13 protein-coding genes are annotated in these 14601 nt (G+C 73.0%); 5 read left to right on the top strand and 8 right to left on the bottom strand.

Annotated elements, in window-relative coordinates; genetic code table 11:
* Positions 1–6: 6 nt before the first annotated feature.
* Positions 7–1218: an ROK family transcriptional regulator gene (locus Q5694_RS14665; protein WP_333933354.1), complete on the bottom strand. Its 1212-nt coding sequence runs from the start codon at positions 1216–1218 to the stop codon at positions 7–9.
* A 266-nt stretch (positions 1219–1484) separates the two neighbouring features.
* A complete protein-coding gene (locus Q5694_RS14660) occupies positions 1485–2588 on the bottom strand; it encodes a mechanosensitive ion channel family protein (protein ID WP_333933353.1) in 1104 nt (367 codons plus the stop codon).
* A gap of 314 nt (positions 2589–2902) precedes the next feature.
* Here Q5694_RS14660 and Q5694_RS14655 point away from each other — a divergent pair, with 314 nt between their 5' ends.
* Complete coding sequence (locus Q5694_RS14655) at positions 2903–3439, top strand: HNH endonuclease (RefSeq protein WP_333933352.1); 537 nt, start codon at positions 2903–2905, stop codon at positions 3437–3439.
* A gap of 67 nt (positions 3440–3506) precedes the next feature.
* On the opposite strand, the gene Q5694_RS14650 is transcribed toward Q5694_RS14655, so the two are convergent.
* From Q5694_RS14650 to Q5694_RS14630, 5 genes are all read right to left on the bottom strand, one after another.
* Positions 3507–4250: an ATP-binding cassette domain-containing protein gene (locus Q5694_RS14650; protein ID WP_333933351.1), complete on the bottom strand. Its 744-nt coding sequence runs from the start codon at positions 4248–4250 to the stop codon at positions 3507–3509.
* Positions 4247–4867, bottom strand: a complete 621-nt coding sequence (locus Q5694_RS14645; RefSeq protein WP_333933350.1) for a hypothetical protein — start codon at positions 4865–4867, stop codon at positions 4247–4249. Before Q5694_RS14645 ends, Q5694_RS14650 begins: the two co-directional genes overlap by 4 nt.
* Positions 4822–5952 (bottom strand): hypothetical protein, encoded by a 1131-nt coding sequence (locus tag Q5694_RS14640; RefSeq protein ID WP_333933349.1) that lies wholly within the window; start codon positions 5950–5952, stop codon positions 4822–4824. The genes Q5694_RS14645 and Q5694_RS14640 overlap by 46 nt, the downstream gene beginning before the upstream one ends.
* A gap of 221 nt (positions 5953–6173) precedes the next feature.
* Positions 6174–6437, bottom strand: coding sequence for a hypothetical protein (locus tag Q5694_RS14635; RefSeq protein ID WP_333933348.1), 264 nt, complete (start codon positions 6435–6437; stop codon positions 6174–6176).
* Between the two features lie 419 nt (positions 6438–6856).
* Positions 6857–9805: a beta-N-acetylglucosaminidase domain-containing protein gene (locus Q5694_RS14630; protein WP_333933347.1), complete on the bottom strand. Its 2949-nt coding sequence runs from the start codon at positions 9803–9805 to the stop codon at positions 6857–6859.
* A gap of 223 nt (positions 9806–10028) precedes the next feature.
* On the opposite strand from Q5694_RS14630, the gene Q5694_RS14625 reads away from it, so the two are divergent.
* The 3 genes from Q5694_RS14625 to Q5694_RS14615 all read left to right on the top strand — a co-directional run bounded on the left by Q5694_RS14625 (position 10029) and on the right by Q5694_RS14615 (position 12722).
* A complete protein-coding gene (locus Q5694_RS14625; RefSeq protein WP_333933346.1) occupies positions 10029–10286 on the top strand; it encodes a hypothetical protein in 258 nt (85 codons plus the stop codon).
* Complete coding sequence (gene malQ, locus Q5694_RS14620; protein WP_333933345.1) at positions 10287–12371, top strand: 4-alpha-glucanotransferase; 2085 nt, start codon at positions 10287–10289, stop codon at positions 12369–12371.
* Positions 12372–12434: 63 nt separating this feature from the next.
* Positions 12435–12722: a hypothetical protein gene (locus Q5694_RS14615; protein ID WP_333933344.1), complete on the top strand. Its 288-nt coding sequence runs from the start codon at positions 12435–12437 to the stop codon at positions 12720–12722.
* Between the two features lie 60 nt (positions 12723–12782).
* On the opposite strand, the gene Q5694_RS14610 is transcribed toward Q5694_RS14615, so the two are convergent.
* Positions 12783–13295: a MarR family winged helix-turn-helix transcriptional regulator gene (locus Q5694_RS14610; RefSeq protein ID WP_333933343.1), complete on the bottom strand. Its 513-nt coding sequence runs from the start codon at positions 13293–13295 to the stop codon at positions 12783–12785.
* A 105-nt stretch (positions 13296–13400) separates the two neighbouring features.
* On the opposite strand from Q5694_RS14610, the gene Q5694_RS14605 reads away from it, so the two are divergent.
* The gene (locus Q5694_RS14605; RefSeq protein WP_333933342.1) at positions 13401–14411 is read left to right on the top strand and encodes an EamA family transporter; all 1011 of its coding nucleotides are present in this window, start codon (positions 13401–13403) and stop codon (positions 14409–14411) included.
* Positions 14412–14601 lie beyond the last annotated feature (190 nt).

The following is a 14601-nucleotide window of genomic DNA, read 5'->3' as shown; positions in this document are numbered from 1 at the left end:
GCGGAGCTAGCGGGAGGTGTCGAAGACCTCGTCGCGGGTGGTCGCGAGCGCGCTCTCCAGCGCACCGCGCAGCACGGGGTGTTCACGGACGTCGCCCACGACCAGGCGGGGGCGCGAGGCGGCCAGTTCCTCCAGTTCGGCCTGGACCAGGGCGCGCAGCGGCTCACCGCCCGAGGTGAGGGCCGCGCCGCTCAGCACGACCAGCTCGGGGTCCAGTACCGACACCAGGGAGGCCAGACCGGTGGCCAGCCGGGTCGCGTAGGCGCGCAGCAGCTCGCGGTGCGGCTCGTCGCCGGCCTGCGCGGCCCGGGCCACCAGCCGGGCGGCAACCTCGGCGTACGAGCCCTGCGGGATGTCCTCGACGCCGAGGTCGCGGGCCAGGCGGGGGACGGCCTGGGAGCCGGCCAGCTCCTGGTAGCCGCCGCTGTTGGCCTTGGTGACCTTGCGGACCAGGGGCGTGCCCGGCACCGGAAGGAAGCCGACCTCGCCCGCGCCGCCGGTCCAGCCGCGGTGCAGCCGGCCGCCGAGCACGAGGGCGGCGCCCAGGCCCTCCTGGTTCCACAGCAGCACGAAGTCGGTGTGGCCCCGGGCCGCTCCGAGGCGCTGCTCGGCCAGGGCGGCCAGGTTGACGTCGTTCTCGTACTCGAACGGCATCGGCAGGGCGGCGGCGAGTTCGTCCAGCAGGGTGGGGGAGTGCCAGCCGGGCAGGTGGGAGGCGTAGCGCAGCCGGCCCGTGGTGGGGTCGAAGGCGCCGGGGGTGCCGATGACCAGGCGGTGGACGTCGTCCCGGGCCAGGCCCGCCGCCTTCACCGCGCCGTCCAGGGCGTCGGTGACCTGCTGGACGACCGGGGTGCCGGTGCGGCGGCCGGGGGTGGGCAGCTCGAAGCGGCCGACCGTGCGGCCGGTGATGTCGGCGACCGCGGCGAGGATCCGCTGCGGGGTGACGTCGAGTCCGGCGGCGTGACCGGAGGCCGGGTTGACCTCGTAGAGCTGGGCGCTGGGGCCGGGGCGGCCCTCGGTCGTGCCGGTGGCCAGGACCAGGCCGGCCGCCTCCAGCCGGGCCAGGAGCTGGGAGGCGGTCGGCTTCGACAGCCCGGTGAGCTTGCCGATCCGGGTGCGTGACAGCGGCCCGTGCTCCAGCAGCAGGTCCAGGGCGGCCCGGTCGTTCATGGCGCGCAGGACGCGCGGGGTGCCCGGCGTTCCGGCGGTTCCTGCCATGCGTGTCCACACCTGCCCTTCGCTGCTCAGCTTCTCAGTGATCCGGTGGGGGAGTCCATCGGGGGCCACTCTCCGCGGCTACTGTTAGGAAAGTTTCCTGTTCGGTGGGGAGGAAGGTATGCCCGTCGCCGGGCGGGCGTCAATAGGGACGGTTCACCGGCGACGGGGCCGGCGAGCGGGGCCGGCGGGAGGGCCCGCCGGCGTGCGGGCATGCGGAAGGGCGGCACCCGGACCGCGGGTGCCGCCCTCCCGAGCGGGTTCGGCCGCTACTTCGTGGTGCTCGTGGGCGGGACGAGCGGGGACGCCGCCGCCGACTGCGGGGACGAGGCGTTCGCGTACACCGAGGGGGGTGCCATCGACGCCGTCGGGTCGGCGGAGGTCTCCTCCACCGGGGCCGTGGCGCCGCCGACGATCCGGATGCCGGCCGCGTCGAAGGCCCGCTTGACGCGCCAGCGCAGCTCGCGCTCCACGGTCAGGGACTTGCCGGGCATGGTCTTGGCGGAGATGCGCACGACCATCGAGTCCAGCAGCACGCTGTCCAGGCCCAGGACCTCGATCGGGCCCCACAGCAGCTCGTTCCAGGGCTCCTCGGCGCCCATCTTCTCGGCGACCTCGTCCAGGGTCGCCTTGACCCGGTCCAGGTCCTCCCCGGCGTGCACGGTGACGTCGACGTTGGCCGTGGCCCAGCCCTGCGAGAGGTTGCCGATGCGCTTGACCTCTCCGTTGCGGACGTACCAGATCTCGCCGCCCTCGCCGCGCAGCTTGGTCACCCGCAGGCCGACCTCGATCACCTCGCCGGAGGCCACGCCCGCGTCGATGCTGTCGCCGACGCCGTACTGGTCCTCCAGGATCATGAAGACGCCGGACAGGAAGTCCGTGACCAGGTTGCGGGCGCCGAAACCGATCGCCACACCGGCCACACCGGCGGACGCCAGCAGCGGGGCCAGGTTGATGTTGAACGCGGAGAGGATCATCAGGGCGGCGGTGCCCATGATCAGGAAGCTGGCCACCGAACGCAGCACCGAGCCGATCGCCTGCGAGCGCTGGCGGCGGCGCTCGACGTTGACCAGCAGGCCGCCCAGACCGGCGCCGTCCACCGTCTGCCCGGTGCGGCTCATCCGGTCGATGAGCTTGGTGATCGCCCGGCGCACCGCGACCCGCAGCACCGCCGCGATCACCAGGATCAGCAGCACACGCAGGCCGATGGCGAGCCAGGTCGACCAGTTCTGCTCCACCCAGCCGGCGGCGTTCGTCGCGCTCTCCTGGGCGTCCTCCAGCGAGGGCACTCTCGGGGTGCCCGTCTCCGAGGGGGTCGGCGACGGAGAGGGGCCGGCGGCCCACAGGACGGCGTCCGCGACGGACAAGGACACGACAGGTACCTCCAGGTGCAGCGGTCTGCCCCGGTGCGGCGGTTCCGGGGGGTCGAAGGTCACGGCTGGGTCACCGAAGGGGCAGAACCACCACACTAACGGGGCATTGTGTGTGCTCTCGAAGAATGTGTGAAGGAGAGACGGGCCTCACCCGGGCTTGAACAGGCCATGTTCCCGGGCATGCATCCGGTGTGGTCGAAAACACTCCCAGCCCGTTACGGGGACATGGTGGCGCTTCCACCAGGCATGAGGGGAGACTGACTACGAATCGTCCCGGCGCGAGCCACGCGCCGCCGGCGTCCAAGGAGGCATCCGTGCCGCATGTCCTGGTCCTCAACGCGTCGTACGAGCCGCTCGGCGTCGTACCGCTCCGCCGCGCGCTCGTCCTCGTCCTCGAGAACAAGGCCGTCTGCCTCGAGGAGTCCGGCGCCTATCTGCACAGCGCGACCGTCACAGTCCCCGCACCCAGCGTGGTCCGGCTCAAGCGTTTCGTGCGGGTTCCCTACCGGGGGCCCGTTCCTCTGACCCGCCGGGCGCTGTTCGCCCGCGACGGGGGCCGGTGCATGTACTGCGGTGGCGTCGCAACCAGCGTCGACCACGTCGTCCCGCGCAGCCGCGGGGGCAAGCACGTCTGGGACAACGTCGTCGCGTCCTGCCGTCGCTGCAACCACGTGAAAGCCGACCGGCACCTGGTCGAGATCGGCTGGCGGCTGCGCCACAAACCCGCCCCGCCCACCGGCCTGGCCTGGCGCATCATCGGGACCGGGCACCGGGACCCGCGCTGGCTGCCGTACCTGCAGCCGTACGGCGCGGACGACGCCCTGGCCCGGATCGACGGCATTTCGGCCTGACGGTCCGGGTTTTCGCACAGGCGCCGTCGGGAGCGTCCGCGGTCGCTCCCGACGGGGAGCCGCGGGCTCAGGCGGCGACGCCCCGGCTTCTCAGCAGGGCGGTGTAGGCCGCCTCGGCGGCGCGTCCCTCGACGGTCCCGGGCGGCGTGTGGGTCAGAAACGTGCGCGTGTTCCCATGATGGAGGATCGTCCCGCCATGCATGACCGTGACATTGTCCGCTTCTTCCGCCAGGTCGGCGACGTCATGGGTGGACAGCAGAACCCGCACGTCGTCGGTCAGACCGCGCAGAATGTCGCGGAACACGCGGCGCTGGTAGGGGTCCATACCCGCGGTCGGCTCATCCAGCAACAGGAACCGAGCCCCGTGCACGAGAGCTCCGGCGACGCCGACGCGCCGCAGCTGGCCGCCGGAGAGCTGGCTTGTACGGGCGTCGGTCTTGTCGGTCAGTTGCACCCGTGCCAAGGCTCTGCGGGCTTGCTTCCAGGCGTCGGTGCGGTTCATGCCCTTGAGCCAGCCGATGTAAGCGACGTACTCGCGCGCCGTGAGCGTCGGCATGGGCACGATGTCCTGCGGCATCCAGGCCACTGCCCGCCGGTACGCCGAGGTCCCCGCAGGAGCACCGGACAGGGCGATGTGCCCCCTTTGTGGCTTGGTCGCCGACGCAGCGAGCTTGAGCAAGGTCGACTTTCCGGCGCCGTTGGGTCCGAGCAGGACCGTCAGGCCGTCAGGCAGGACGTACGAGAAATCCCGTAGGACCGGCTGCTTCCAGCGCCGATAACTGTACGTACAGTTGCTGAGTTCCAGTGTCACGCTGTTTTCCTCGACGAGCGGATCTGGGCGGCGAGGCCGATGGCGAACGCTGCCAGGGAGGCGGCTACCGCGAACGTGCTGTCCGCAGGCAGTGCGACGACGGTCCAAGGGCGCGGGATGTTCCCGCGGAATCCGACGACCGCTACGGTGACCAGCCATCCCACGGGGAACATGACGGCCGCTGAGCCCGCCCACGCCCGTCCGAGCAGCATCAAGCCGGTCAGGAAGACGGCGTTACGTCCCCCGGTGGTGGCTGCTGCTGTGCTCTGCACAGCGGCGATGACGGCACTGCACAGCACTGCCGCGCCCATGACCGCGATGACGAGGGCATTGTCCATCCGTGTCACGGGCCGTGTTCCGGAGACCTCCGCCGCGGGGAGCCGTGACTCCAGCATCGCCATCAGGAGGGCGAGCACCGGCACGGGCACGAACAAGGAGAGCGCGACCCGAGGGCTGCCGGTGATCGAGGGCAGCAGCACCGTGGTGTCCTGGACGGCGAACAATGCGGCGGCGAAGACGACCAAAGCGAGTGGCAGCAGGATGTGGCCCTTGCGCGCTTTGAACCACCAGCTCACGACGTGTTGGCCTTGCAGGTGGCGAGAGTCCGCTTGATCCACTTGCTCTGCTCGGTCTGCGGCGTGGCCAGCACCCGGGCGACATCGGCCCGGACCTGCTTTTCGACCTGTCGGCCCGCGGGATTCAGACCTTCTTGCTCCCGGCGCATCTGGTAGGCCTTCTCCTGACCGGTCTTCATCGCCGCCCACAGCCACACGGAGTGGGCGGTGCGGACGTCGACTTCCTTGCAGTGGAAGCGCAAGGCGCGCACCACGACCTGGTACACGGCGTCGCCCCTCGGAACCGGGCGGGTCAGCATCATGCGCCACACCGTATCCGTGGAGGGCTTCTGGTGACGGCCGTTGACGTAGCCGTCGGTGATGAGGCGGGGCTTCGCCGATGTTGCCCCTGCGGCGCGGAGCACCCGCAGGGCCTCAGCGGTGTCGCGCTGGACCTGTGGTAGATGCCGCGCGTTGAACTCCGGTACACACATGCGCGGCGAACTGCCGGCGCACTCCATCACCACGTTCCCCGTGGTCAGCGGTGGAGCGGCTGGCCAGTCAGCGGCCGTGCGGTAGGCGCCGAGAGCACCACTCGCCGCCACGGCGACCGCGACCGCAACCCGCAGCACCCGCCATCCGCGGGGCAACCAAAGGATCATCAATCCCACTGCTATGCCGCCAGCCAGCAGTACGGGTACCACTACGGTGACGAGTTCGGGAACCTCACCGAAACCGATGCTGCCGAACTGGCCGGAAACATGGCGAGGCCAGTAAGGCAGTACCGCCCTGGTGAAGGCGACGACGACCCAGTCGGCCACCGCGAGGATCGGTGTGGCGATGATGCGGGGAACCCAGCAGCCGACGGCGAATCCGAGGACGGCGTGCGCGACGGACACCGTCATAGCGGCGAGGGGCAGACGCAGACTGTCGAGACTGGGCATGGTTGCCGACCTGGCCAGCGATACGGCCGGAGGAATAAGCAGCACCGACCACGAAAGCGCGACCACCGGGGTCAGGACATTGGCCGCGATCCGGTAGCGTGTGCGGGCGGGTGCCAGTGCCCAAATTCGTGCGTTCTTGAGACGCCCGCTCTCCCAGCAGGCCAGTGCGGCGGCCGTCGCGTAAGCCAGTGCATAAAGAGTCATCAGAGGCTCTGCGACAATGGTCGGCGCATAATGGTAGTAGCTTGATAGAGGGGCCTTTTCTCCTGAGAGATAGTAAAGAGCAGTCAACAGGAGAACGATGGGAGCAGCCCACCGTACGCTACCGCTGCGCAGGGCGGTGCTGAATTTCATGAGATTCTCACCGAACCGCTTATTCGGCCGAAAAGGGGTGCCCCGGCGGGGCACCCCTGAATGCTGGATTGTCAGTCGGCCTTGGTCATGTCGACCGAGACCGAGCTCACGCTCAGCTGCGGGCCGAAGGTCGAACCACCGATCTTCGCAATCTTGAAGTAGTAGTCGCGCATACCCGACGGAAGGTCGGTCCACTCGCCGTTGCTTGTGCCGCCGCTGAAGCAGGCCGTGAACGTCTTATTGTCGTAGGCCTCGTCCGGCTGGAACGAGATGTCGTTCCACCTCTGAACGTCGGTGCTCTTCGAGCCGTCAGTGGTGCAGCCGGTGAAAAGCACCTGTGAGTACAGCTCGTCCGACCAGCGCCGAGAATCGAAGCCTGCGCTGGCGCCACTGATGGAGCTGCTTCAGTTGGCCTCGGCTATCGGCGCCAGTGCGAGAGTCGCCGCCGCTGCCGTACCGATCACCATGGAAAAACGCGCGCTGCGCTTCGTATTTCCCCGTCCCTTCGTGTATAGAGCACGGGACAGGTGTTTGCGAGAACATCATATCCCCCCACGTCCCCTTCCCCCCGTGCAGGCCAAGGGGCATGACCTGCGGTGAACTCTACTGACGCAGTTCACGGAGCGTCAACTTTATATTTGCCGCGTGGTTGCATTTCCGTCACCCGGTGCCCTGTTTGGGTCCTTTCTTCGCCGAGGGAATATGTCGGCGTGGTCAGTATTGACCTTGATGTCCGGTGATGCTTTCTCAGGCTTCAGGGCGGAGCCCACCCCGTGACCGCGTACACCTCCGCCGACCACAGCGAGTACCCGTACGGCGTGGCCCGCTTCTCGCCCTGGACGCGGACGAAGCGCACGTCCCGTTCGTCCATGCGGACGCTCTCGACGCCGCCCCGGCCGTCCCGCACCGCGGCCGCCGTCCGCCAGCGGCGGCCGTCCGGCGAGACCTGGACGCGGTACGCCGACGGGTGGGCGTCCTGCCAGTGCAGGACGACGTGCCCGAGCCGTTCCGGACGGGTCAGTTCGACCTGCCACCAGGCTGCGTCGTCCACCGGTGACGACCAGCGGGTCGCCGGATCGCCGTCGTTCGCCGCGGACGCGGGGAAGTCGGGCGTCTCGTCGCCGGAGGAACGGGCCGTGCCCGGGCGGGCGAGATCGGGGCCGCCGGTGGGGGGGACGGCCCGGACGGTGAGCGTGCGGGACGCGCCCGCGAAGCCCAGCCGGACCTGGTACGACCGCACCGGCGTGCCGCGCTCGACCGTGACCTCGACGGGGACCTCCGCCGCCGGGCCGCGCGGGACCGTCAGCTCGCCGCGCGGCGCCCGGACCCGTACGCCCTCGGGCGCCTCGACCGTGAGCCGGCCGCGGGTGGCGGCGGGGCGCAGGGAGCCGAGCCGCACCGTCAGCTCCTGCGTGCGGCCGGTCTCCACGTCCACGTGGTCGCGGGCCAGGCCCAGAAAGACGGCGGGGGAGTCGCCGAACCAGGGCACGAGGTGCCGCACGCGGGACGGCCCGGCCCCGGCGACCCGTACGGCGTCCACTCGCCCGGCCTCCCGGCCCTCCCGGCCCTCCCGGTCTTCCTTGCTCTCCGGGTTCTCCCGGTCCTGCCCGTCCTCCCGGCCCGCCAGGCGTACCTCGGTCGCGCCCGAAGCGTCCAGGCGGCCCACCTCCTGCCAGCCCCGCCCCGGCACGTGTGCCTCCACGGTGCCGGAGGTGCCCGGGTCGGTCAGTACCGTCACGGCCGTCAGCGTCCGGGGGCGCGGGAAGCGCAGGGTGCGTCCGTCGCCGGGGGCGCGGGGCGGCTCGTGGTCGATGCCCGACCAGGCCGTGTAGGACTTCTGCGCCCGCCGCAGGAAGGGGTCGAGGACGACCGTGCCGACCCTGGCTTGCGCACCGCCCAGCGCCGACCTCAGCTCCCCGATCCTGCGGTACGCCCCCCAGGCCGCCGCGGCGTCGCCCGCGCGCTGCGCGTCGAGCATGTCCAGAGCGGTCGTGCCCGCCTCCCCGTAGCGGGCGAGCTGCCCCGACCAGGGGGCCACCTCGGCGGCGAGGCCGGTGCCCGCCAGACGGCGCGGCAGCTCGCGCAGCACGGTGAAGGCCGCGCGCAGCCGGTCCGCCGGCGCGTCGTCCCGCCGCGTTCCGGCGGCCGTCCGGGACGCCCAGTACGCCTCTGTCAGCGGCCGCAGGTACGCCGACTCCTCGGCGTCCAGCACCGACGAGGCGTCGTTCCCGGCGAGCGCGGTCAGGGCCTGCTCCCGGCGCCGGTCCCCTCCCGCCAGGTCGGTGATCGCCGCGCGCCAGGACCGGTCGGGCCGGTAGGCGCGCGGGTTCCAGGCGAAATCGGCCGCAGTGAACAGGGGGATGCGGGAGGCCTCCGGCTGCTGCATGGCGTTGGCCAGCAGTCCGGCCGAACCGGTCGCGACGGCCGGCTCCCGGCCCTGGTAAGGGCCGAGGAAGAGGCGGCCGGGGGCGTAGTCGTTGACCGGGTAGTTGTCCATCGTGACCAGCGCGTGCCCGAACGCCCGCCGCGCCTCGGCCAGTTCGCGGCCCGTGATGGTGCGGGGCACCACCCCGACGCCCGTCCAGGCCACCTCGACGCCCTCGGCCAGCGCCTGCGCCAGGGCCCGCCGGTAATCGGTCGCGCCGTCCTCGTAGTACTCGGTGGGCATCAGGGACAGGGCGGCGGCGCCGGGGTGCCGCCGCTCCAGGTGCCGGGCGACCGCGCCGGCCACCCGCGCCTGCGCCCGGGCGGCCGCCGCGGGCCCGGAGCCGAACCGCCCGGCGTCCGCGCCGCAGTGCCACTCGCTGTAGCTGACGTCCTGGAACTGCAACTGGAACGCCCGGAAACCCAGCGCCCACATCGCGTCCAGCTTGCGCGTCAGCGCCCGCACGTCGGCGTCCGAGGAGAAGCACATCGCCTGGCCCGGGGCCACCGCCCAGGCGAGCGTGACGTGGTTGCGCCCCGCCCGCGCGGCCAGTTCGCGGAACTCCTCCCGCCGCCGCTCCGGGTACGGTTCGCGCCAGCGCGCCTGCCGGTACAGGTCGTCGCCGGGGGCGTACAGGTAGCGGTTCTGCTTGGTGCGCCCCATGAAGTCCAGCTGCGCCAGCCGCTGCCGGTGCGTCCACGGGGTGCCGTAGAACCCCTCGGTGACGCCGCGTACGGCGGTCGCGGGCCAGTCGCGCACGACGGCCGCGGTGAAGGCGTGGTCGGGACGCAGCAGTTGCCGCAGGGTCTGCACCGCGTGGAACAGGCCGTCCCCGCCGGTGCCGGTGAGCAGGACGCCGCCGCGGCCGACGGACAGCCCGTAGCCCCCGGCGGGCAGGGCGTGCCGGTCGCCCGGGCGGGCCGGCTGCGTCCGGGCGCGCACGACCAGGGCGCCCGGTCCCGGCGCGTCCGTGATGCGGTGGGCACCGGCCCGGCGCAGCAGCGCGCGCAGCGCGTCGAGGGCGTGCGGGTCGGCGCCCGGGCCGGCGATCAGCGCGACCTCGTGCGGCACCGCCACCGGGGCGCCACCGGGGCGCAGCGACTGCGGGCGCGGCCACACGGAGGGGCCCGGTGCGAGGGAGCCGGGGACCGGTCGCGCGGTCACGCCCGGGACGGGCGGAGCGGGCGGGACGGCCACCGCCGTGGGCGGCAGGCCCAGGCCCGATGCGGCGACGGCGATCGCGAGGGCCGCCGCCCGCTTCCCGTGCCGTAGTCCCACAGGCAGCCTCCCGATGTGTCCGACCGGCGGGACGAGCCCACCACCCGCCTGGTGAAGGTGTCAACGGCAGTGGCCGGTGTGCCGTGGTTTGCCGGAATCCGGGAACAGGGTGTGGAGCGACATGTGAGCAGAAGCACGATGTTCGGCCGCGGGCGTCTGCCTTCCCGACGACTGGGTAGGGCTGCAACGACCCGCCGAACCCGTACCCGGCAAGGAGGCCCCCGTGGCTGCGATGACGTTCCTCCCGCTCCCGGCCCCGTCCAAACCCGTGGCGGATCCGTCCGCCGACCCCGACGACCGTCACGGCGCCGACCCCGTGTACTGCGTCTTCAGCTCCGAGAGCACCCGCACGGAACCGCCGCTGACCAGCGAGCCCCCGCTCCCCGACGCCGAGCCCCTCACCAGTGAGCCGCCGCTCGCCGAGGCCACCCCCCTCACCAGCGAGCCGCCGGCCTTCGTCCCGGACCAGCCGAGGCCATAGATGACCGCACCCGAGCCGGCCGACCCGCCCTCCGAGGACCTGACGCGACTGGCCGCCCTGTACGGCGTCGCCACCTCCTACAGTCCCTCCCCGGACCGCACCGTGGCCGCCTCGGCCACCGCGGTCACCTCCGTCCTGACCGCACTCGGCGTGGACGCGAGCACGCCCGGCGCCGTACGCGCCGCGCTCGCCGCCCGGGAGCGCGAACAGGCCGAGCGGCTCCTGCCGCCGACCGTGGTCGGCTGGACCGGCAGCGCCCCGGCCGCCATCGCCGGGTTGCCCGTGGGCACCCGCCTGCGCATCGACACCGAGGACGGCGGCACCCGCACCTCGGCCGACGGCCTGCCGCCCGGGGTGCACCGGCTGACCGCCACCGCCCCGGACGGCCGCACGGCCGAGGCCCACCTGATCGTCGCCCCGCCCCGCCTGCCCGCCCCCGCCGGGCGCACCCACGGCCTCCTCGTCCAGCTGTACTCCCTGCTGTCCCGCCGCTCCTGGGGCATGGGCGACCTCGGCGACCTGCGTGAGCTGGCCGACTGGGCCGGCCGGTCGCTCGGCGCCGGCTTCATCCAGGTCAACCCGCTGCACGCGGCCGTGCCCGGGGCACCCACCGACCCCTCCCCGTACCGTCCCTCCTCCCGCCGTTTCCCCGACCCGGTGCACCTGCGCGTCGAGGACATCCCCGAGGCCGCGTACGTCGAGGACCGGGAACGCCTGCGCACGCTGCTGGAGCAGGCCGGGCGGTTGCGCGCGGCGGTGCTGGAGAAGGGCGAGCTGATCGACCGGGACGCCGTGTGGGAGCTGAAGCGCGAGGCGCTGGGGCTGCTGGCCGAGGTGCCGCTCGGCCCGGGCAGGCGCGCCGCCTACAGCGACTTCCTCGCGGAGCAGGGCGAGGCGCTGGAGGACCACGCCACCTGGTGCGCCCTGGCGGAGGTGCACGGGTCCGACTGGCACCGCTGGCCGACCGGGCTGCGCGATCCGCGGTCGGCCGAGACCGAGCGGGCCCGCAACGGCCTGCTGGACCGGGTCGAGTTCTGGTCCCGGCTGGCCTGGCTGACCGACGAGCAGCTCAGGGCCGCTCAGCGCGCCGGGCGTGAGGCCGGGATGCCGGTGGGTGTCGTGCACGACCTCGCGGTCGGAGTGCACCCCGGCGGCGCGGACGCCTGGGCCCAGCAGGAGCACTTCGCCGCCGGCATGTCCGTGGGCGCCCCGCCGGACGCCTTCAACGCCCGTGGCCAGGACTGGGGCCTGCCCCCGTGGCGGCCCGACCGCCTGGCCGAGTCCGGCTACGCACCCTTCCGGGACCTGCTGCGGGCGCTGTTCCGCTATGCCGGCGCCCTGCGCATCGACCACGTCATGGGCCTGTTCCGCCTGTGGTGGGTCCCCCAGGGTCACCCGCCCACCGAGGGCACCTACGTGCGCTACGACGCCGAGGCCATGCTCGCCGTCCTCGTCCTGGAGGCCTCCCGGGCCGGCGCCCCGGTCATCGGCGAGGACCTCGGCACCGTCGAGCCCGGCGTGCGCGAGGCGCTGCGCGAGCGCGGGGTGCTCGGCACGTCCGTGCTGTGGTTCGAGCGGGACTGGGAGGGCGACGGCCGCCCCCTGCCCCCCGAGAGCTGGCGCGCCGACTGCCTGGCCACCGCCACCACGCACGACCTGCCGTCCACCGCCGCCCGGCTCACCGGAGAGCACGTGGAGCTGCGCGACAGCCTCGGCCTGCTGACCCGCCCGCTGGCGCAGGAGCGCGAGGAGGCCGCCCGCGACACCGGGGAGTGGCTGTCGGAGCTGTCCCGCCTGGGCCTGCTGCACGGCACGGGAGGCGGCGGCGACACCGCGTCGGAGGAGGCCCAGATCCAGGCCGTGCACCGCTTCCTGCTGCGCACGCCCGCCCGCATGATCGGCGTCTGGCTCCCGGACGGCGTGGGCGACCGCCGCCCGCAGAACCTCCCGGGGACCTGGGACCAGTACCCGAACTGGCGGCTGCCCGTCGCGGACGCCGAGGGTCGCCCGGTCACGCTGGAGGACCTTGCGGCCTCCCCGCGGCTGCGCGCGCTGATGGACGTCCTCAGGGAGCCCGGGTCATGAGGCCGGGGTCTCTTACGGCACCCCGGGCGCGCGTGCCCGGCCGGCGTTGGATACTTTGACACCGTGGACAAGAAGAACGCCCTGCGCGCCGGCGCCCTGGCAGCCGGTACGACGCTGATGATGCTGCTCATGTCGTCCCCCGCGAGCGCGCTCACCCGCGACGACGGTGACGACCCCGGCACGGGCCTGAGCGTCATCGAGACGCTGGGTCTCTTCGTCGTGGCCCCGATCGTGCTCTACCTGGTCATCGCCGGTCTGGTGATGGTCGGCGACAAGACGCACAAGAAGAAGGACCCGACCAGCTCCAACATCACCACCAAGGCCGAGGCGGGCAGCGACGTCAAGGCCTGACCGGCTTCCGCTTCACCGAGGGCGCCGTCGCGATGCACCGCGGCGGCGTCCTCGGCGTGTTCAGGGCCGCTCCGCCCCCGCCAGCAGCTCGCGCAGCAGCCCGGCCAGGAGGGCGGCGCGCTCGGCGTCGAGGGCGGACAGGGCCTCGGTCTGCACGGCCAGTCCCGCGCCGACCGCCTCGTCGACCAGGTCCAGGCCCTTGCCGGTGAGGGTCACGTGCAGTCCGCGCCGGTCGTTCGGGTCCGGTGAGCGGCGCAGCAGCCCCGCCCGCTCCAGCTTGTCCAGTCGTCCCGTCATCCCGCCGGTGGTGAGCATCAGCGTCGCGGAGAGCTGCCGGGGCGAGAGGGTGTAGGGCTCCCCGGAGCGGCGCAGGGTCGCCAGGACGTCGAACTCCCCGCGCGAGATCCCGAAGGGCGCGTACGCCTTCGCCACCCGGTCGGCCATCGCCGCCGAGATCCGGTTGATCCGGCCGAAGACCTCCATGGCGGCGGTTTCCAGGTCGGGCCGCACCTTCGCCCACTGGTCGACGATCGCGTCGACGGGGTCCTTGGGCTGCTCGGGGTGTTCGCTCATGGCACGAGTATCGAGACCCCTCCGGTCACCCGCAAGATAGTGGCTTGACGGAAAGTAGCTTAGCGCTAAGCTACTTTTCACTGACCTACTTCTGGGGGTGCCTCCATGGCCCTGTCCCGTCCGGCGCTCATCGCCCTCACCGCACTGGCCCCCGTCTCCTGGGGCACGACCTACGCGGTCACCACCGAGTTCCTCCCGGCCGACCGGCCCCTGTTCACCGCCCTCGTGCGGGCCCTGCCCGCCGGACTGCTGCTGCTCGCCCTCGCCTGGGTACTGCCGCGCGGCGCCTGGTGGGGGAAGGCGGCGGTGCTCGGCGCGCTGAACATCGGCGCCTTCTTCCCGTTGCTGTTCCTGTCGGCCTACCGGCTGCCCGGCGGCCTCGCGGCGGTCGTCGGGTCGGCCGGACCGCTGTTCGTGGCCGGGCTGTCGGTGCTGCTGCTCGGGCAGCGGCCGTCGGCGCGCACCCTGCTGACCGGGGTCGCGGCGGCGTTCGGGGTGAGCCTGGTGGTGCTGCGGGCCGCGGGGGCGCTGGACGCGCTCGGGCTGCTGGCGGCCCTCGGGGGCACCGCGTCGATGTCGGCGGGCGTGGTGCTCACCCAGCGCTGGGGGCGCCCCGACGGCGTCGGCCCCCTCGCCCTCACCGCCTGGCAGCTCACCGCGGGCGGGCTGCTCATCGCGCCGCTGGCCTTCCTCGCCGAGGGGGCGCCGCCGGCGCTGGACGGCCGGGCCGTCGGCGGCTACCTCTACCTCGCCCTGGCCAACACGGCCATCGCGTACTGGCTGTGGTTCCGGGGCATCGGCCGGCTCAGCGCCACCCAGGTCACCTTCCTCGGGCCGCTGTCCCCGCTGACCGCGGCCGTCACCGGCTGGGCGGCGCTCGGGCAGGCGCTGACGCCGGTGCAGCTGGTGGGCATGGTGCTGGCGCTCGGGGCGACGGTGGCGGGCCAGTTCGTCCCGCGCGGGCCGCTCCGCGCGGCCTCCCGGCGCCGGGCGGGCAACGCCGGGCAGGACGCGGCGGAGGTGAGCGGAGCGGTGCGGCGACGGTGGGCCGGCCGGAGCGGCGGAGATGACCGCAGCGGTGCGGCGAGGGCGGGCCGGCCGGAGCGGCGGACATGATCCCGACGGTCTCGCGACGGTGGGCCGGATCCGCGGTGGCGGACGCCACCGGAGGGGTGGTGTGTGGTGCGGCGGTCGTCCTGCCGGAGCGGAGGTCCGACGGAACGGGCCTGCGGGGGCCGACGCGGTCGGCGCGGTCGGCTCTGGTGGCGTGGGGCGTCGCGAGGGGACGGAGAGGGGCGCCCGGCAC

Origin of the sequence: Streptomyces sp. AHA2 (genome assembly GCF_036857595.1) — a bacterium.
In the GTDB taxonomy this organism is placed as follows: domain Bacteria; phylum Actinomycetota; class Actinomycetes; order Streptomycetales; family Streptomycetaceae; genus Streptomyces.
This window is presented reverse-complemented; position numbering and strand designations above follow the sequence as displayed.